We start from the raw sequence: 18,453 nt of genomic DNA, 5'->3' as shown, positions 1-18,453 counted from the left end.
CCAGCTCCCACACGGATATCACAGGCATTGAGGGCAGTGATTTCCTGTGGGAGCTGGCTTGCCGGCGATGAGGCCAGTGAGGGTTACTCAGGCCTCGTGGCAGACATGCCCATCGACCAAAGTATAACGCACCGCACCCGGCAGGCAGTGGCCGATGAACGGGCAGTTCTCACCGCGGGAGAACCACTGCTCGCCGGCCACGGTCGAGGCTTGCGGGTCGAACAGCACCAGGTCGGCCGCGCCACCCACTTTCAGCTCGCCGGCCGGCAGGCGCAGGGCCGCCGCCGGGCCGCTGCTCAGGCGGGCCAGCAAGGTTGGCAGGTCGAGCAGGCCGTCCTGCACCAGGGTCATGGCCAGCGGCAGCAGCAGCTCGACGCTGCTGATGCCCGGCTCGGTGGCGCCGAACGGGGCCAGCTTGGCGTCGCGCTCGTGCGGCTGGTGGTGGCTGGAAATCGCCTGGATCACCCCCGACTTCACCGCCGCACGCAGGCCGTCACGGTCGGCGGCGGTGCGCAGCGGTGGCTGCACGTGGTACAGGCTGGAGAACTCACGCAGCGACTCGTCGGTAAGGATCAGTTGGTACAGCGCCACATCGGCGGTCACCGGCAGGCCAAGCTGTTGGGCCTGCTCGATCAGCCGCGCGCCACGGGCGCTGGTGATCTGGGTGAAGTGCGCACGCACGCCGGTCTGTTCCACCAGCAGCAGGTTGCGCGCCAGGGCCACGGTCTCGGCGGTTTCCGGAATGCCCGGCAGGCCGAGGAAGCTGGCCATGGCACCTTCGTGGGCCAGGCCACCCTGGGCCAAGTCGCGGTCCTGGGAGTGGAACACCACGGTCAGGTCGAAGGTGGCGGCGTATTCCAGGGCGCGGGCCAAGGTACGGTTGTTGGGGATTTCCTTCAGACCATTGCCGAAGGCCACGCAGCCGGTGTCGCGCAGTGCCACCAGCTCGGCCAGTTGCTCGCCTTCCAGGCCCTTGGTCAGGGCGCCGATCGGGTAGACCTTGCTGTTGGCGGCCTCGCGGGCGCGGTCAAGGATAAGCTCGGCCACGGCCGAGGTGTCCAGCACCGGCTTGGTCTGCGGCGGGCAGCACAGGCTGGTGACACCGCCGGCGACGGCGGCGTGGGTTTCACTGGCGATGTTGCCTTTGCGGCTGTAGCCCGGCTCGCGCAGGGACACGCCGAGGTCGACCAGGCCGGGTGCGGCGACCAGGCCATCAGCCTGGATCGTGCGGCTGGCGCTGAAGCCAGCCGGGGCTGCACCGATGGCGGCAATGCGGCCGCCGTCCAGGTGCAGGTCGGTGACCTGGTCCAGGCCGCTGTTCGGGTCGATGACCCGGGCGCCGAGAATACTGATGGTCACTGGGCGTTCTCCTGGTCGAATTGACGTTGCGCGTTCTGCCCGCTCATGGCCATGGACAGCACGGCCATGCGCACGGCGATGCCGTAGGTGACCTGGTTGAGGATCACCGAGTGCTTGCCGTCGGCCACCGCCGACTCGATTTCCACGCCACGGTTGATCGGGCCCGGGTGCATGACGATGGCGTCGGGCTTGGCCCCGGCCAGGCGCGCGGTGGTCAGGCCGAACAGGCGGTAGAACTCGCCTTCGCTGGGCAGCAGGCCGCCGGCCATGCGCTCACGCTGCAGGCGCAGCATGATCACCACGTCGACGTCCTTCAGGCCTTCGGCGAGGTCCGTGTAGACCTTCACGCCGTACTGCTCGATACCGATCGGGATCAGGGTTTTCGGGCCGATCACGCGGATGTCCGGGCAGCCCAGCGCTTTGAGCGCCAGCATGTCGGAGCGGGCCACGCGCGAGTGCAGGATGTCGCCGACGATGGCCACCGACAGGTTCTCGAAGCTGCCCTTGTGGCGGCGGATGGTGAGCATGTCGAGCATGCCCTGGGTCGGGTGCGCATGGCGGCCGTCACCGCCGTTGATCACGGCAACTTCCGGGCACACGTGCTCGGCGATGAAGTGCGCGGCCCCGGAATCGGAGTGACGCACCACGAACATGTCGGCGGCCATGGCTTCGAGGTTGCGCAGGGTATCGAACAGGGTTTCGCCCTTGCTGGTCGAGGAGGTCGACACGTTCAGGCTGATCACGTCTGCCGACAGGCGTTGGGCCGCCAGTTCGAACGTGGTACGGGTACGGGTGGAGTTCTCGAAGAACACGTTGCACACAGTCTTGCCGCGCAGCAACGGGACTTTCTTCACGGCCCGGGCACCGACTTCCAGGAAGGAGTCGGCGGTGTCGAGGATCTCGGTGAGCAGTTCGCGGGGCAAACCGTCGAGCGAGAGGAAGTGGCGCAGCTGGCCCTGATCATTGAGCTGCAGCGGGCGCTTGGCGTCGATTGGCGTCATCGCGGGGGACTCTTAAAGGGCGGAAGCGGAAGCGAGGTCCTGGCGCTCGAGGGCGAGCGGTGCGGGTCCGGTCAATTTTACCCGTTCATGGGGGGGCAGCGACAGGGTGGCGCCGAGTACATTCGGGCGGATTGGCAGTTCGCCGGCATCCAGGTCCAGCAAGCAGACCAGAGTGACGCTGGCCGGGCGGCCATAATCGAACAGTTCGTTGAGCGCGGCGCGTACCGTGCGGCCGCTCATCAGCACGTCATCCACCAGCACCAGGTGCTGGCCCTCGACCTCGAACGGCAGCTCGGACGGGCGCACTTGCGGGTGCAGGCCGTTCTGGCTGAAGTCGTCGCGATAGAACGAGACGTCCAGAGTGCCCATGGGGCTGGTGTCGCCCATGGCTTCCTGCAGGGCCTGGGCAACCCAGACGCCGCCGGTGCGGATACCGATGTAGCGCGGTTCGGTAATTGCCCGGCGCGCCAGGTGGGCACGAAGGTCGACAGCCATCTGCCGAATCAGGTCGGCGGGATTGGGTAGGCTCATTGCGGGCTCCTCGGAAGGGTGCGCCGGGCGGGGCCGGCGGCAAAGATGATCAGGTATTGGCCTCCAGCCAGCCTTGCAGTAACAGGGCGGCGGCGATGGCATCGACCGGGTTGTCGCGGTAGCTGCCGCGCTGGCCGCCACGGGCCATGCGCTCGCCCTTGGCCTCGAAGGTGGTCAGGCGTTCGTCGTGGGTGTGCACGGGCAGGTTGAAGCGGCCGTTCAGGCGGCGGGCGAACTTTTCTGCGCGGGCGCTCATTTCGCTGGGGGTGCCGTCCATGTTCAGCGGCAGGCCGACGACGATGGCGTCGGGCTTCCATTCGGCAATCAGCTTTTCCACCTGGGCCCAGTCCGGCACGCCATTCTGTGCCTTCAGGGTGCAAAGCTCGCGGGCCTGGCCGGTAACCACCTGGCCGACGGCTACGCCGATCTGTTTGCTGCCGTAGTCGAAGCCCAGCAGCAGACGCAGTTCAGGGTGCAGTTCGGCCATCAGGCGTGGCCCGCCTGGCTGGTCAGCAGGTTCAGGTTGATCCCCAGGCTGGCGGCGGCGGCTTCCAGGCGCAGGTCGCTGGTCAGGCCGAAGATGATTTCAGGGTCGAACGGGCAGTTGAGCCAGGCGTTGTCGGCAAGCTCCGCTTCCAGTTGGCCCGCTTCCCAGCCGGCATAGCCCAGGGTGATCAGGCTCTGTTTCGGGCCTACCCCGGCGGCGATGGCAAGCAATATGTCCTGCGAGGTGGTCAGCGACAGCCCTTCCAGCGCCACGGTGGCCTGGAAACTGCATTCGCTGCTGTGCAGTACGAAGCCACGGTCGGTCTGTACCGGGCCACCTTGGTAGATCGGCACCTGCAAGGTGCTGGCCGGTGGCATTTCGTCCGGGCGCAGCTGCTCGAGGATGTCGGCCAGGTTCAGCTCCTGCGGCCGGTTGACCACCAGGCCCATGGCGCCATGGGCGTTGTGCTCGACGATGTACGTGAGGGTCTGGGCGAAGTTCGGATCGGCCATGTGTGGCATGGCGATCAGGAACTGATGCTTGAGGTAGCTCGGCGTGAGGGTTTTCATGGGGGATAGTGTGGCGCCAGGTGGCGAGGCTGACAAGGTGCTCGGCATGGCTGTTTTGGGGCTGCTGTGCAGCCCATCGCCGGCAAGCCAGCTCCCACACCGATCGCATCGATCTCAAGCCACATGCTATCCCTGTGGGAGCTGGCTTGCCGGCGATGGGGCGCGAAGCGGCCCTGATTCAGTTACTGGACAAACGGTCCCCACGGGCAAAGCGCCAGGTGCGGATGATCTCCAGCCGGTCAAACTCGGCCAGGTCCCCGGTAAACGGCGCAAACGGCGCCGCCAGCCGCACGATGCGCTGCGCCGCCTGGTCAAGCACCGGTTGCCCGGACGACTCCAGCACCAGTACCTCGTACAGCGAGCCATCGCGGTTTATCGACACCATCATGCGCAGGTTGCCGTAGATCTGTTGCCGGCGCGCTTCATCGGGGTAGTTCAGGTTGCCCACCCGCTCGACCTTCTTGCGCCACTCCTCCTTGTACCAGGCACCCTTGTCGCGCATGGTCGAGGCGGCGTTGAGCCGATGGATGCGCGGGCGCTTGGCGTACATCTGCTGTTCGTTGGACAGCTCCGCCTCCAGGCTGGCGATCTGGCTGGACAACTGCGAGCTGTCGAAGTCCGGTGCCGGGGCTGCCGGCTTGGGCTGCGGTTTGCTTTCCCTGGGTTTGGGCTCGACCTTCTGCGGCTTGGGCGCCGTGGTCACTACCGCCGACTTCTGCGGGACAGGGGGCGGTACCACCTCGGGCTTCGCGGCGGGTGGCGGGGTGATCTTGTTGATCTTGCTGTCCTGGAACGGTGCCAGTTCGGTGGTCTTGGGCACCGCTTTCTTGTCCAGGGTGCCGCTGCCCTGCTGGTTGTCCTGGGCCTGGAAATCGGCCTTCTCCGGCGGTTTCTCGCTCTTGAAGGTGGCCAGGGTGATGTCCATGGTGTGGCGGATTTCTGCAGGCTTGACCACGCTGAAGCCGACGCCGAGGATCAGCGCCAGGTGCACCAGGGCAGCCAGGAACAGGGTAAAGCCGAGCCGGTCCACCGGGCGAACACGGGGGGGCAGCAGGTCGGCGGGGATGTCAGCGGGCAGCGTCATCGGGTTTCCAGCAACCGCAGGGCGGGGCAGCAGGCCAGGCTAAAAGGACCCGCATCATACCCCACTCTGGGTTGTTGCCGTGCGTCGGCGGTCAGCGCGCCTTCAGCTGGCGATCAATGGCATCCATCAATTGCCCGCCGATATCGGTGTTGTAGGCGGCATCGATCTCGCGGATGCAGGTGGGGCTGGTGACGTTGATTTCGGTGAGGTAGTCGCCGATCACGTCCAGGCCCACGAACGTCAGGCCCTTCTCGCGCAGGGTCGGGCCGACCTGGGCGGCGATCCAGCGGTCGCGGTCGGTCAGCGGGCGTGCTTCGCCACGGCCGCCGGCGGCAAGGTTGCCACGGGTCTCGCCGCTGGCCGGGATACGCGCCAGGCAGTAGTCCACCGGCTCGCCGTCGATCATCAGGATGCGTTTGTCGCCGTCCTTGATCTCGGGCAGGTAGGCCTGCGCCATGATCTGCTGGCCGCCGTGCTGGGTCAGGGTCTCGAGGATCACCGACAGGTTAGGGTCGTCCTTGCGGTGACGGAACACCGAGGCGCCGCCCATGCCGTCCAGCGGCTTGAGGATTACGTCACCACGGCTGTCGGCGAACTCGCGCAGGATGTCGACACGGCGGCTGACCAGGGTAGGCGCCATGCACTGCGGGAACTGGGTGGCGAACAGTTTTTCGTTGCAGTCGCGCAGGCTCTGCGGGCGGTTGACCACCAGTACCCCCTCGCGCTCGGCCTGCTCCAGCAGGTAGGTGCTGTAGACGAACTCCATGTCGAAGGGCGGGTCCTTGCGCATCAGGATCACGTCCAGCTCGGCCAGCGCGCTGTCCTGCTCCTCGCCCAGCTCGAACCAGCGGGCCGGGTCGGCGAACACTTTCAGCGGGCGCATCTGCGCACGGGCCTGGCCGGCGCCCAGGTACATATCTCGCTGTTCCATGTAGAACAGGCTCCAGCCGCGCGCCTGTGCGGCCAGCAGCATGGCCAGCGAGCTGTCCTTCTTGTAGGAGATGGACGCGATGGGGTCCATGACAATGCCGAGGCGAACGCTCATGGGGTGGTTCCTCTTGGCGGCACGTGGCCGCGATGGATCGAAAGAAAAGTGGCTCAGGGTGGCGCCGTGAACGCCGCCGGTCAAGGGGCGCCGCAGATGGAACGGCCACCCGGAGTGTGCTAAAAATGCCAGTCATAGCGCTATACAACAGGCCTTTGGGGCTGCGCAGCAGCTCCAGGAATTCGGCATAAGCAGCGACGGTAGCCCAAGTGATGGAACAACCCCTGAAGGTGATGGTGATCGACGACTCGCGCACGATCCGCCGCACCGCACAGATGTTGCTCGGTGAAGCGGGCTGCGAGGTGATCACCGCCAGCGATGGCTTCGATGCCCTGGCCAAGATCGTCGACCACCAGCCCAGCATCATCTTCGTCGATGTGTTGATGCCGCGCCTGGACGGCTACCAGACCTGCGCGGTGATCAAGCACAACAGTGCCTTCAAGGACACCCCGGTCATTCTGCTGTCGTCACGTGACGGCCTGTTCGACAAGGCCCGCGGCCGGGTGGTCGGCTCCGACCAGTTCCTGACCAAACCGTTCAGCAAGGAAGAACTGCTCGACGCGATCCGCGCCCACGTGCCCGGTTTTGCCGCAGCCCAACAACACGCACCCTGACCGCGCCTCGCCATGGCACGGTCTTTCTTTCCTGATGGGGAACCAGCATGGCCCGAGTTCTGATTGTCGACGACTCGCCGACAGAGATGTACCGATTGACCGAATGGCTGGAAAAGCACGGCTACCAGGTGCTCAAGGCCAACAACGGTGCCGATGGCGTGGCCCTGGCACGGCAGGACAAGCCCGACGCGGTGTTGATGGACATCGTGATGCCCGGCATGAACGGCTTCCAGGCAACCCGTCAGCTCAGCAAGGACCCGGAAACCAGCACCATCCCGGTGATCGTGGTCACCACCAAGGACCAGGAAACCGACCGTATCTGGGCCACGCGCCAGGGCGCTCGTGACTTCCTGACCAAGCCGGTGGAAGAGGACGCGCTGATCGCCAAGCTCAAAGAAGTGCTCGGGGCTTGACCACCCGCCCGCAGGGCGCGTCGCTGACCGCCTTCGAGTTGTTGCTGGACATCGACCGGCGCTGCCGCCTGCTGGTCGCCGACCAGCCGCCGCAGGACAACCGCCTGCAACAGTGGAGCGGCATCGGCTTCCGCATAGCCGGGCAATGGTTCGTCGCGCCCATGGGCGAGGTTGCCGAGGTGCTGCGCGAACCGCGCAGCAGCCGCGTCCCCGGCGTGCAGCCGTGGGTGTGCGGGGTAGCCAACCTGCGCGGACGGCTGCTACCGGTGATGGACCTGAGCAGTTTCTTCGGCCTGGGCCACGCCGCCCCGGGCAAGCAGCGGCGGGTGCTGGTGCTGGACCACGAGGACCTGTTCGTCGGCCTGCTGGTAGACGAGGTGCTGGGCCTGCAGCACTTTGCCCTCGACAGCCTGCAACTGTCGCCGCCACAGCCCCTGATCCGCGCCGCTGCACCTTTCGTGCAGGGGCACTTCCCGCGTGAACGCAACTGGGCGATCTTCAGCCCCTTCGCCCTGGCCCAGGCGCCGGGCTTTCTCGATGTGGCGTTATAGGACCTGCGAACGTGAACAAGCCTGCCACCCCCGTCACCACCGTGACCCCACGTACCCGCAGCATCGCGCAGATCACCGTGCTGTTCCTGATCCTGATCCTGTCGATCATTCTGCTGTTCGCCAACTTTGCCTACCTGAACACCCAGTCCAACTACGACAAGCAGTACATCGGCCACGCCGGCGAACTGCGGGTGCTGTCGCAGCGCATCGCCAAGAACGCCACCGAAGCCGCCACCGGCAAGGCCCTGGCCTTCAAGCTGCTGTCGGACGCGCGCAACGATTTCGAACGGCGCTGGGGCTACCTGCGTGAAGGTGACAAGTCCACCGGCCTGCCACCTGCGCCGCCCATGGTGCGTGACGAAATGGAAGCGGTACGCCGCGATTGGGAAAACCTGCGCAAGAACACCGACACCATCCTGGCCAGCGAGCAGACCGTGCTGTCGCTGCACCAGGTGGCGGCGACCCTGGCCGAGACCGTGCCGCAGTTGCAGGTGGAATACGAGAAAGTGGTCGAGATCCTGCTGCAGAGTGGCGCCCCGGCCAGCCAGGTGGCGGTGGCCCAGCGCCAGTTGCTGCTGGCCGAACGCATTCTCGGCTCGGTCAACACTGTGCTGGCCGGTGACGACGCCGCGGCCCAGGCGGCGGATGCCTTCGGCCGCGATGCCGGGCGCTTCGGCCAGGTGCTCGAGGGCATGCTCAGTGGCAACGCGGCGATCCAGGTGACCCGTGTCGAGGACGCCGATGCCCGTGCGCGCCTGGCTGAAATTGCAGAGCTGTTCCAGTTCGTTGCCGGCTCGGTGGATGAAATCCTCGAAACCTCGCCGGAACTGTTCCGCGTGCGCGAGGCTGCGGGCAACATCTTCAGCCTGTCGCAAACCCTGCTCGACGAGGCCTCGCACCTGGCCAACGGTTTCGAGAACATGGCCGACGGGCGCACGCTCGACACCGTCGGCGGCTATGTCCTGGGCCTTCTGGCGCTGGCTTCGATCATCCTCATCGGCCTGGTCATGGTACGCACCACCAACCGCCAGCTGCGTGAGACGGCGGAAAAGAACGAACGCAACCAGCAGGCGATCATGCGCCTGCTCGACGAAATCGAAGAGCTGGCTGACGGCGACCTGACCGTGACCGTATCGGTGACCGAGGACTTCACTGGCGCCATTGCCGACTCGATCAACTATTCCGTGGACCAATTGCGCGACCTGGTCGCCACCATCAACCACAGTGCCGTGCAGGTCGCTGCCGCCGTGCAGGACACACAGAACACCGCACGCCAGCTGGCCAAGGCCTCGGAGCACCAGGCCGAGCAGATCAGCGAGGCTTCCGAGGCGGTTGGCGACATGGTCGAATCGATCGACCGGGTTTCGGCGCATGCCTACGAGTCGGCCAAGGTGGCCGAGCGCTCGGTGGCGATCGCCAACAAGGGCAACGAGGTGGTGCACAACACCATCAACGGCATGGACAACATTCGCGAACAGATCCAGGACACCGCCAAACGGATCAAGCGCCTCGGTGAGTCCTCCCAGGAAATCGGCGATATCGTCAGCCTGATCGACGACATTGCCGACCAGACCAACATCCTCGCCCTCAACGCGGCGATCCAGGCCTCGCTGGCCGGCGAGGCCGGCCGTGGGTTCGCCGTGGTCGCCGACGAAGTGCAGCGCCTGGCCGAGCGCTCGTCATCGGCCACCCGGCAGATCGAAGCGCTGGTGCGCACCATCCAGGCCGACACCAACGAGGCGGTGATCTCCATGGAGCAGACTACCGCCGAGGTGGTGCGCGGTGCCCGCCTTGCCCAGGATGCCGGGGTGGCGCTGGCCGAGATCGAAGGCGTCTCGCAGAACCTCGCCGACCTTATCCACAGCATCTCCGATGCCGCCCAGCTGCAGACTTCGTCTGCCGGGCAGATCTCCCACACCATGGCGGTCATCCAGCAGATTACCGCGCAGACCTCCGCCGGCTCCGGCGCCACTGCCGACAGCATCCGCCACCTGGCACGCATGGCCAGCGAGATGCGCCGTTCGGTGTCCGGGTTCACCCTGCCACCACCAGCAGAACCCAAGTGAATAGCCCTACTGAAGAGCCGCGCCGAGGAATGCCCATGGCTGTAGCAGCTGTAAGCCCCGAGCGCCACGACACCGTGGCGCTGGCCTGGACCAAAGCCGCCATCCTCGACTGCCTGGGCCAGGCGCGCCAGGCGCTGGAGCGCTTTGCCGGCGAGCCTGGCGACCTGTCAATGCTGGCATTCGTGGTCGACAACCTGCACCAGGTGCACGGCTGCCTGCGCATGCTCGAACTGCGCGGTGCCACGCGCCTGGCTGAAGAACTGGAGCTGTTCGCCAAGGCCCTGGCCGATGGTCAGGTCAGCCCCCGCGGTGATTGCCTGGGCGCGTTGTTCCGCGGCCTGGAGCAATTGCCATCGTATCTGGAACGCCTGCGCGGCGCCCGCCACGACCTGCCACTGGTGATGCTGCCGCTGCTCAACCAACTGCGTGCCTGCCGTGGCGAGGAGCCGTTGGCCCAGGCCAGCCTGATCAGCGGCGCCACCCAACGCTTTGCCGGTGCCGACGACCTGGCCAACCTCGACCTGTCGCTGGGCAACTGGCGCGAGCAGCTGCAGGCAGGGCCTGGCCGCGATGCCCTGCGCTCGGTGGTGACCGCGCTGTGCGACGACCTGATGCGCATCAAGGAGCGCCTGGACCAGTTCGTGCGTGGCGATCGCCAGCACAGCGAGCAACTTGATGCCCTGCTGGCACCGCTGCGCCACGTGGCCGACACCCTGGCGGTGCTTGGCTTCCAGCAGCCACGCCGGGTGATCATCGACCAGGTGCTGGCGCTGCAGGCCCTGGCCCAGGGCGAGCGGGCCGTGGACGACGCGGTGTTGATGGATGTAGCGGGGGCCCTGCTGTACGTGGAGGCCACGCTCAATGGCATGGTCGGCCCGCTGGAGGAAAACGGCCAGGGCGGCCTGCCGGGCTCGGACCTGGCCGAAATCCGCCAGCTGGTGTTGAACGAGTCGCTGAACGTGCTGCAGCAGGCCAAGGACCTGATCGGCGATTGCCTGGAATCCGGCTGGCCTCGGCAACGCCTGCAACCTTTGCCAGGGCTGTTGCAGCAGATTCGTGGTGCACTGGCGATGTTGATGCTGCCGACCGTGGCCGAGCTGTTTGCCGGTTGCGCCAGCTATGTGCAGCGGTGGCTGCAGCACCTGGAGGTGGAGCCGCCAGCCGATGAGCTGACGCACTTGGCCGAGGCCTTGAGCGCCGCCGAATGCTACCTGCAATGGCGGGTGGCGGACCCATTGGCGGATGGCCAGCCCTTCATCGACATGGCGCGCGCCAGCCTGGCGACACTGGGTGTGCACTGCGCGATGGTCGAGGCCACCGCAGGCCAGGATGGCAGCGCTGATGGCATCGATGACGAGCTGCGTGAAGTGTTTCTCGACGAGGCCGGTGAACTGCTGCCTGAAATCGAGCGCCACTGGTTGCGCTGGCGTGCCGACAACCAGCAGCGCGAGGCACTGGGAGAAGTACGCCGCGCCTTGCATACGCTCAAGGGCAGCGGCCGCATGGTGCATGCCGAGGCGGTGGCCGAGCTGGCCTGGGGCGCAGAACACCTGCTGAACCGGGTACTCGAGGGCCGCAGCGTGCTCAGCCCGGAAGGCGTGGTGGCCCTGCAGCAGGTATTCGTCTACCTGCCCGACCTGCTGGCCGACTTCGCCGCAGGCCAGTTGCCGCAACTGACGGAAATCGAGCAACTGGCCGGGCACCTGCATGCCCTCGCCGAAAACGATGCCCCGGTGGCGGCCGACATCGACGGCCTCGATCCGCAACTGCTCGACATTTTCCGCAGCGAGGCGCAGGGCCACCTGGCCAGCCTGGATGCTTTCCTGCAGGGCGCCGACGGCCACGATACGCAGGTCAGCGATGGCCTGCAGCGCGCCCTGCATACGCTCAAGGGCAGTGCCGCCATGGCCGGGGTGATGCCGGTCGCCGAACTGGCAACGGCCTTCGACCGCCTGGCACGTGAATACAAGGGCCACCAACTGCCCCTGCAAATGGCCGAGATCGAATGGCTGGAAGCTGCGCGCTCGCTGTTCCACCTGGGCCTGGCGCAACTCGACAGCACGCCGCTGGCGGCCATCCCCGGTGCCGCGGAGCTGATCGAGCAGGTCGGCCAGGCGGTGGACGCGCACTTGGCCAGCTTGCATGACGACCCGCAGCATGCGCGGCGCAGCAAGCGCGACCCGCAGTTGATCGCCAGTTTCCTGGCCCAGGCCATGGATATCCTGCTGGATGCCGAGTCGTTGCTGTCGCGCTGGCAGGAACAGCCCGGCCAGCGCGATGCGCTGGACACCCTGCTCGACGAACTGACTACCCTGGGCCACGCCGCGCACCTGGCCGACCTGTGGCAGATGGATGACGTGTGCGAGGCCTTGCTCGACTTGTACGGCGCCGTGGAGGAGGGCAGCCTGCCCGCCGATGCACGGTTCTTCGCCCACGTGCAGCGGGCCCATGAAGCACTGCTGGACATGCTCGACGAAGTGGCGGCCGGGCAGGACATCCCGCCAAGGCCAGAGCTGGTCGACAGCCTGCGCCACCTGCTTGGCCAGGCCCTGGCACCGGAGGCCACTGGCCTGGTGGGCATCGACACGGTCACGCCGTTGCATCCGGACATGGACCTGGCCGATACCCTTGGCCTGGGGCCTGCGCACAACCCCTTGCTGCCGGTTGTGGCCGAGCCGCTGGTCGAAGAGCCGGAAAGCCCAGGCGAAGAGCTGCTGGAAGTCTTCCTCGAAGAAAGCTCGGACATCGTCGAGAGTGCCGCCGCAGCCCTGGCGCGCTGGCAGGCCGACCCGCGCAACAGTGTCGAGGTGGACAACCTGATGCGCGACCTGCACACCCTGAAGGGTGTGGCGCGCATGGTCGAAATTGCGCCGATCGGCGACCTGGCCCACGAGCTGGAGTTTCTCTACGAACTGCTGGCCGCAGGCCGTATGCCACCGAGCGCGCCACTGTTCGCCTTGCTGCAGAACTGCCATGACCGCCTGGCGCACATGCTCGATGCCGTGCGCCTGGGGCAACCGCTGCATGCCGCCACCGCGCTGATCGACTACATCCGCAACTTCAGCTTCTCGGCCCTGGCCGATAGCGCCGCCGGCCAGGGGCCGGTCGAAGCCGCAACCAGTGAGGCCCCGGCGGTGGCACCGGAGCGGGCACCGGGCGACATGGTCAAGGTCGATGCCGAGCTGCTCGACGACCTGGGCAACCTGGCCGGTGAGCACTCGATCATCCGTGGGCGCATCGAGCAGCAGGTGAACGATGCGCAGTTCACCCTCAACGAGATGGAAACCACCCTCGAGCGCATGCGCGACCAGTTGCTGCGCCTGGATATCGAGACCCAAGGGCGGATGTCCAGCCGGCAGCAGTTCGAAGGCGATGCCTATGACGACTTCGACCCGCTGGAAATGGACCGCCACTCGCAACTGCAGCAGCTGTCGCGGGCCTTGTTCGAGTCCGCCTCGGATTTGCTCGACCTCAAGGAAACCCTGGCACAGCGCGCACAGGAAGCCCACAGCCTCCTGCAGCAGCAAGCGCGGGTGAACAGCCAGTTGCAGGAAGGCCTGACCGCTACCCTGATGGTACCCTTCGAGCGCCTGGTGCCGCGCTTGCAGCGTGTGGTACGGCAGGTGGCCAGCGAGCTGGGCAAGCAGGTGGAGCTGGTGGTCGGCAATGCCGAGGGTGAACTCGACCGCAGCGTGCTCGAACGTATGGTGGCACCGCTGGAGCACATGCTGCGCAACGCCGTCGACCATGGCCTGGAAAGCCGCGAAATGCGCCTGGCTGCGGGCAAGCCGGAGCAGGGCACCATTCACCTGAATCTGCTGCACGAAGGCGCGGATATCGTTATCGAAATGACCGACGACGGTGCCGGCGTGCCACTGGAAGCGGTGCGCCGCAAGGCCATCAAGCGCGGCCTGCTAGACCCGCAGGCGCAATTGAGCGATCACGAGATCCTTCAATTCATTCTGCGCCCGGGCTTTTCCACTGCCGAGAAGATTACCCAGATTTCCGGGCGTGGCCTGGGCATGGACGTGGTGCACGAGGAGGTCAAGCAGCTGGGCGGCTCGATGAGTATCGAGTCAGCCCAGGGCAAGGGCGCGCGCTTTCTGATCCGCCTGCCGTTCACCGTGTCGGTGAACCGCGCGCTGATGGTGCACCTGGGCGAAGAGCAGTACGCCATTCCGCTGAATACCATCGAGGGCATCGTCCGCGTGCCGCCGGCCGAACTGGCGGCGTGCTACCAGCTGGACGCCCCGCGTTATGTGTACGCCGGCCACGAATACGAGCTGCGCTACCTGGGTGAGCTGCTGCAGGGCATGCCGCGCCCGGCATTGCTCGGGCAGAGCGTGCCGCTGCCGGTGCTGCTGGTGCATTCCCAGGAGCAGTCGTTCGCCATCCAGGCCGATAGCCTGTCGCCCAGCCGCGAGATCGTGGTGAAGAGCCTGGGGCCGCAGTTTGCCGCAGTTGCCGGGTTGTCGGGGGCAACGCTGTTGGGCGATGGTCGGGTGGTACTGATTCTCGACCTGCTGGGCCAGTTGCGTGGCCAGCAGCGGCGCCTGGCGCGCCTGCCGGGTGGCGGTGCGGCTCGACGCCAGGTGTTCGGCCCGGCGCCACGACGGGCGTTGCTGGTAATGGTGGTGGACGATTCGGTGACTGTGCGCAAGGTCACCAGCCGCCTGTTGGAACGCCACGGCATGAGTGTGCTGACGGCCAAGGACGGGGTCGATGCAATGGCCCTGCTGGAAGAACACCGCCCCGATGTGTTGCTGCTGGACATCGAGATGCCGCGCATGGACGGCTTCGAGGTGGCCACACGTATCCGCCGTGATGAACGACTGAAAGACTTGCCGATCATAATGATTACTTCGCGCACCGGGCAGAAGCACCGCGACCGTGCCATGGCCATCGGCGTCAACGAATACCTGGGCAAGCCGTACCAGGAGTCGGTCCTGTTGCAGAGCATTGCCCACTGGAGCCAGACCCATGCTTGAACTGATCGCCGGCCAACGCAGCAGCCTGACCGGGCTTTTACTGCCGTTGGGTGACCGTACCCTGGTGTTGCCCAACGTGGCGGTGGCGGAGTTGAGTGGCCAGCGCAACGTGGTGTGCCAACGCGGCGAGCCGGCCTGGCACCTGGGCTGGATCGACTGGCGCCAGCAGCGCCTGCCGCTGATCGGCTTCGAAGCCGCGTGCGGTGGCGAGACACCCTGCGGCGAGCGGGCACGCGTGGTGGTGCTCAATGCCTTGGGTGATACCGGCCTGCGCTACCTGGCGTTGTTGCTGCAGGACATACCGCGCTCCTGCAAGCTGGACAGCCAGCTGAACTACGTGGACGTGGCGCTGGGTCGCCTGGAACTGGCGGCGGTGCAGGTGGGCGAACAGGTAGCGCGTGTGCCGGACCTGGCCGGGCTGGAACGGCTGGTGCGTGACGCGGAACTGCAACCTGAGATTGGTTAGGATGTAAGGCACAGGGCCCTTTCGCGGGCACGCCCGCTCCCACAGGAAAATCATACACTTCAAGGCAAGTGGATACCTGTGGGAGCGGGCGTGCCCGCGAAGAGGCCATCAGCATCACAACAGGAACCCAGCCCACCTCAGGAGGTCTGTGTTTGCATGTACTACGGTGAACGCTTCAACGCCTGGACCCACCTGGTCGGTGCCGTCCTGGCCTGTATCGGTGCCATCTGGCTGATCGTGGTCGCGGGCCTGCAGGGCGACCCGTGGAAGATCGTCAGTTTCTCCATCTACGGCAGCACCTTGCTGTTGCTGTACAGCATTTCTACCCTGTACCACAGCACTCGCGGGCGGGCGAAGGTGATCATGCGCAAGCTCGATCACCTGTCGATCTATCTGCTGATCGCCGGCAGCTACACGCCGTTCTGCCTGGTCAGCCTGCGCGGGCCCTGGGGCTGGAGCCTGTTCGGGGTGGTCTGGGGGCTGGCGGTGATCGGCATGTTGCAGGAGATCAAGCCGCGCTCCGAGGCGCGCATCCTGTCGATCATCATCTATGCGGTGATGGGCTGGATCGTGCTGGTGGCGGTCAAGCCGCTGCTGCACTCGCTCGGTAGCGCCGGCTTTGCCTGGCTGGCTGCCGGTGGGGTGTTCTACACCGTCGGCATCATCTTCTTCGCCTTCGACAGCCGCTTCCGCCACTGGCATGGCATCTGGCACCTGTTCGTGATCGCCGGCAGCCTCATGCATTTCGTGGCGGTGTCGTTCTACGTGCGTTAGTTAAAAGTCACCCCACAGTTGCTGTGCCACCGACAGTGCCACCACCGGTGCGGTTTCGGTGCGCAGCACGCGTGGGCCGAGGCGTGCGGCGTGGAAACCGGCAGCCTTGGCCTGCTCGACCTCCGCTTCGCTCAGGCCGCCTTCGGGGCCGATCAGGAAGGCCAGGGTGGCCGGCTTGCCATGGCTGGTGAGCGGTTCGGCCACCGGGTGCAGGACCAGTTTCAGGTCGGCCTTGGCACTGCTCAGCCACTCGGCCAGGGTCACTGGCGGGTGGATGACCGGCAAGGTCGAGCGGCCGCATTGTTCGCAGGCGCTGATTGCCACCTGTCGCCAGTGGGCCAGACGCTTGTCGGCGCGTTCGTCCTTCAGCCGCACTTCGCAGCGTTCGCTGACGATCGGGGTGATTTCGTTGGCGCCCAGCTCGGTGGCTTTCTGGATCGCCCAGTCCATGCGCTCGCCACGGGACAAGCCTTGGCCGAGGTGTACGTGCAGTGGTGAATCGGCCTGGCCGGCGAGGGCCTGGTCGAGGCTGACGCGCACGGTTTTCTTGCCCACTTCGAGCAACTGGCCGCGGTACTCCTGGCCACTGCCGTCGAACAGCTGCACGGCGTCGCCGGGGGCCATGCGCAGTACGCGGCCGATGTAGTGGGCCTGGGCTTCGGGCAGGTCATGCTCGCCAAGGCTCAGGGGGGCGTCGATGAAAAAGCGGGACAGTCTCATGGTTGAGCTCAAGCTAAAGGGAGAAGGTGGTCCCTGTGGGAGCGGGTTCACCCGCGAATGCGGCGGTGACTCCACTATTGCATTCGCGGGTGAACCCGCTCCCACAGAGTACGCGGCGGGCTTCCGGGCTTAGCCCGGGTCGCGGAAGTCGGGGTGGAAGTTGGCCGGTACGGCCACGCTGACGCTATCGCGGGTGGCAATGTCGATGCCTTCGCTGGCCACTTCTGCCAGGAAGTCGATCTGATCTGGCGTAATCACATACGGCGGCAGGAAGTACACCACGCTGCCCAGCGGGCGCAGCAGGGCGCCACGCGTCAGGGCATGCTCGAACACTTTCAGGCCACGACGCTCCTGCCACGGGTAGGCGACCTTGCCGGCCTTGTCCTGGACCATCTCGATGGCCAGTGCCATGCCGGTCTGGCGAATTTCGGCCACATGCGCGTGGTCGACCAGGTGCGCGGTGGCGCTGGCCATGCGTGTGGCCAGGGCCTTGTTGGCCTCGATCACGTTGTCCTGCTCGAAAATATCCAGGGTCGCCAGCGCCGCGGCGCAGGCCAGCGGGTTGCCGGTGTAGCTGTGCGAGTGGAGAAACGCACGCAGGGTTGGGTAGTCGTCGTAGAACGCCTGGTACACCTTGTCGGTGGTCAGGCAGGCGGCCAGTGGCAGGTAACCGCCGGTCAGGGCCTTGGACAGGCACAGGAAGTCCGGGCGAATACCGGCCTGTTCACAGGCGAACATGGTGCCGGTGCGGCCGAAGCCCACGGCGATTTCGTCGTGGATCAGGTGCACGTCGTAGCGGTCGCAGGCCTCGCGCAGCAGCTTGAGGTACACCGGGTGGTACATGCGCATACCGCCGGCACCCTGGATCAGTGGTTCGACGATCACCGCGCTGATCGAGGCGTGGTGCTCGGCCAGGGTCTGTTCCATGGCCTGGAACATGGTGCGCGAGTGCTCTTCCCAGCTCGTGCCTTCGGGGCGCAGGTAGCAGTCGGGGCTGGGCACCTTGAGGGTGTCGAGCAGCAGCGCCTTGTAGGTTTCGGTAAACAGCGGCACATCGCCGACCGACATGGCGGCGATGGTTTCGCCGTGGTAGCTGTTGGTCAGGGTGACGAAGCGCTTCTTGCCCGGCTTGCCGACGTTCTGCCAGTAGTGGAAGCTCATCTTCAGCGCCACTTCGATACACGACGAACCGTTGTCGGCATAGAACACCCGGTCGAGGCCGGCCGGGGTCATGGCTACAAGGCGCTCGGACAGCTCGATCACCGGCTGGTGGCTGAAACCGGCCAGGATCACGTGCTCCAGTTGGTCGACCTGGTCCTTGATGCGCTGGTTGATACGCGGGTTGGCGTGGCCAAACACGTTGACCCACCAGCTGCTCACCGCATCCAGGTAGCGCTTGCCTTCGAAGTCTTCCAGCCACACGCCTTCGCCGCGCCTGATCGGGATCAGCGGCAGCTGCTCGTGGTCTTTCATCTGGGTGCAGGGGTGCCACAGGACCTTGAGGTCGCGTTGCATCCACTGATCATTGAGGCCCATGGGCACTTCTCCTGGCTTTGCGGCTTGGTTCGACCGCGTAAGCCTAAGCAATGCCGCAGGGCAGGACAACCGCCGCTGTTCATCGGGTTGCCAGCTACGCTTGCTACCGCGTGGAAACGCTGCAGGCAAAAATGTCTGTGGCGAAAAGGACTTGATGTCACTGCGCTGGCAGGGTCGGTAGACCTGACGTATTCTTAACGCATCTCTCCCGGGGCATTCCTGCCTCTCCACGTTTCTGTAACCCCCTGA

At 65.9% G+C, this 18,453-nt stretch carries 16 protein-coding genes; 7 read left to right on the top strand and 9 right to left on the bottom strand.

The genetic code is table 11. The features are described from left to right. Window positions 1-87: 87 nt before the first annotated feature. The 7 genes from GEV38_RS25250 to gshB all read right to left on the bottom strand — a co-directional run bounded on the left by GEV38_RS25250 (window position 88) and on the right by gshB (window position 6,076). On the bottom strand, window positions 88-1,359 hold the full coding sequence (locus GEV38_RS25250) for a dihydroorotase (protein ID WP_054572180.1): 1,272 nt from the start codon (window positions 1,357-1,359) through the stop codon (window positions 88-90). Next, window positions 1,356-2,360: an aspartate carbamoyltransferase catalytic subunit gene (locus tag GEV38_RS25245; RefSeq protein ID WP_003257774.1), complete on the bottom strand. Its 1,005-nt coding sequence runs from the start codon at window positions 2,358-2,360 to the stop codon at window positions 1,356-1,358. The genes GEV38_RS25250 and GEV38_RS25245 overlap by 4 nt, the downstream gene beginning before the upstream one ends. Window positions 2,361-2,372: 12 nt before the next feature. Next, the gene (gene pyrR / locus GEV38_RS25240; protein ID WP_015272082.1) at window positions 2,373-2,891 is read right to left on the bottom strand and encodes a bifunctional pyr operon transcriptional regulator/uracil phosphoribosyltransferase PyrR; all 519 of its coding nucleotides are present in this window, start codon (window positions 2,889-2,891) and stop codon (window positions 2,373-2,375) included. A 49-nt stretch (window positions 2,892-2,940) separates the two neighbouring features. Continuing rightward, window positions 2,941-3,378: a Holliday junction resolvase RuvX gene (ruvX, locus tag GEV38_RS25235; RefSeq protein ID WP_013974530.1), complete on the bottom strand. Its 438-nt coding sequence runs from the start codon at window positions 3,376-3,378 to the stop codon at window positions 2,941-2,943. Beyond that, window positions 3,378-3,947 carry a YqgE/AlgH family protein gene (locus GEV38_RS25230; protein ID WP_015272081.1) on the bottom strand — a complete coding sequence of 190 codons (570 nt, stop codon included), beginning with the start codon at window positions 3,945-3,947 and terminating at the stop codon, window positions 3,378-3,380. Before GEV38_RS25230 ends, ruvX begins: the two co-directional genes overlap by 1 nt. Before the next feature lie 178 nt (window positions 3,948-4,125). Continuing rightward, window positions 4,126-5,031: an energy transducer TonB gene (locus GEV38_RS25225; RefSeq protein ID WP_013974528.1), complete on the bottom strand. Its 906-nt coding sequence runs from the start codon at window positions 5,029-5,031 to the stop codon at window positions 4,126-4,128. Window positions 5,032-5,122: 91 nt separating this feature from the next. After that, window positions 5,123-6,076 (bottom strand): glutathione synthase, encoded by a 954-nt coding sequence (gene gshB, locus GEV38_RS25220; protein WP_015272080.1) that lies wholly within the window; start codon window positions 6,074-6,076, stop codon window positions 5,123-5,125. Between the two features lie 212 nt (window positions 6,077-6,288). Between gshB and GEV38_RS25215 the strand changes: the two genes are divergently transcribed. The 7 genes from GEV38_RS25215 (at window position 6,289) to GEV38_RS25185 (ending at window position 15,948) form a co-directional block, all read left to right on the top strand. Then, window positions 6,289-6,690 carry a PleD family two-component system response regulator gene (locus GEV38_RS25215; protein ID WP_003257770.1) on the top strand — a complete coding sequence of 134 codons (402 nt, stop codon included), beginning with the start codon at window positions 6,289-6,291 and terminating at the stop codon, window positions 6,688-6,690. Window positions 6,691-6,737: 47 nt separating this feature from the next. Next, entirely contained in the window at window positions 6,738-7,103 is a 366-nt protein-coding gene (gene pilH, locus GEV38_RS25210; protein WP_003257768.1) for a twitching motility response regulator PilH, read from the top strand. Further along, complete coding sequence (locus GEV38_RS25205) at window positions 7,100-7,654, top strand: chemotaxis protein CheW (RefSeq protein WP_003257767.1); 555 nt, start codon at window positions 7,100-7,102, stop codon at window positions 7,652-7,654. Before pilH ends, GEV38_RS25205 begins: the two co-directional genes overlap by 4 nt. Window positions 7,655-7,665: 11 nt before the next feature. After that, window positions 7,666-9,720, top strand: coding sequence for a methyl-accepting chemotaxis protein (locus tag GEV38_RS25200; protein WP_054572179.1), 2,055 nt, complete (start codon window positions 7,666-7,668; stop codon window positions 9,718-9,720). Between the two features lie 35 nt (window positions 9,721-9,755). Then, window positions 9,756-14,708, top strand: a complete 4,953-nt coding sequence (locus tag GEV38_RS25195; RefSeq protein ID WP_054572178.1) for an Hpt domain-containing protein — start codon at window positions 9,756-9,758, stop codon at window positions 14,706-14,708. Beyond that, window positions 14,701-15,174, top strand: coding sequence for a chemotaxis protein CheW (locus GEV38_RS25190; RefSeq protein WP_054572177.1), 474 nt, complete (start codon window positions 14,701-14,703; stop codon window positions 15,172-15,174). Before GEV38_RS25195 ends, GEV38_RS25190 begins: the two co-directional genes overlap by 8 nt. Before the next feature lie 156 nt (window positions 15,175-15,330). Further along, window positions 15,331-15,948: a hemolysin III family protein gene (locus GEV38_RS25185; protein ID WP_013974522.1), complete on the top strand. Its 618-nt coding sequence runs from the start codon at window positions 15,331-15,333 to the stop codon at window positions 15,946-15,948. Here the strand turns inward: GEV38_RS25185 and GEV38_RS25180 are convergent, their stop codons facing one another. Beyond that, window positions 15,949-16,668 carry a 16S rRNA (uracil(1498)-N(3))-methyltransferase gene (locus tag GEV38_RS25180; RefSeq protein ID WP_054572176.1) on the bottom strand — a complete coding sequence of 240 codons (720 nt, stop codon included), beginning with the start codon at window positions 16,666-16,668 and terminating at the stop codon, window positions 15,949-15,951. 129 nt (window positions 16,669-16,797) lie between these two features. Beyond that, the gene (locus tag GEV38_RS25175; protein WP_054572175.1) at window positions 16,798-18,204 is read right to left on the bottom strand and encodes an adenosylmethionine--8-amino-7-oxononanoate transaminase; all 1,407 of its coding nucleotides are present in this window, start codon (window positions 18,202-18,204) and stop codon (window positions 16,798-16,800) included. Window positions 18,205-18,453 lie beyond the last annotated feature (249 nt).

It is taken from the genome of Pseudomonas sp. 13159349, from assembly GCF_013305685.1.
Classification (GTDB): Bacteria; Pseudomonadota; Gammaproteobacteria; order Pseudomonadales; family Pseudomonadaceae; genus Aquipseudomonas; species Aquipseudomonas asiatica.
The sequence above is the reverse complement of the archived record's forward strand: the minus strand, read 5'-3'. Positions and strand labels throughout refer to the sequence as shown.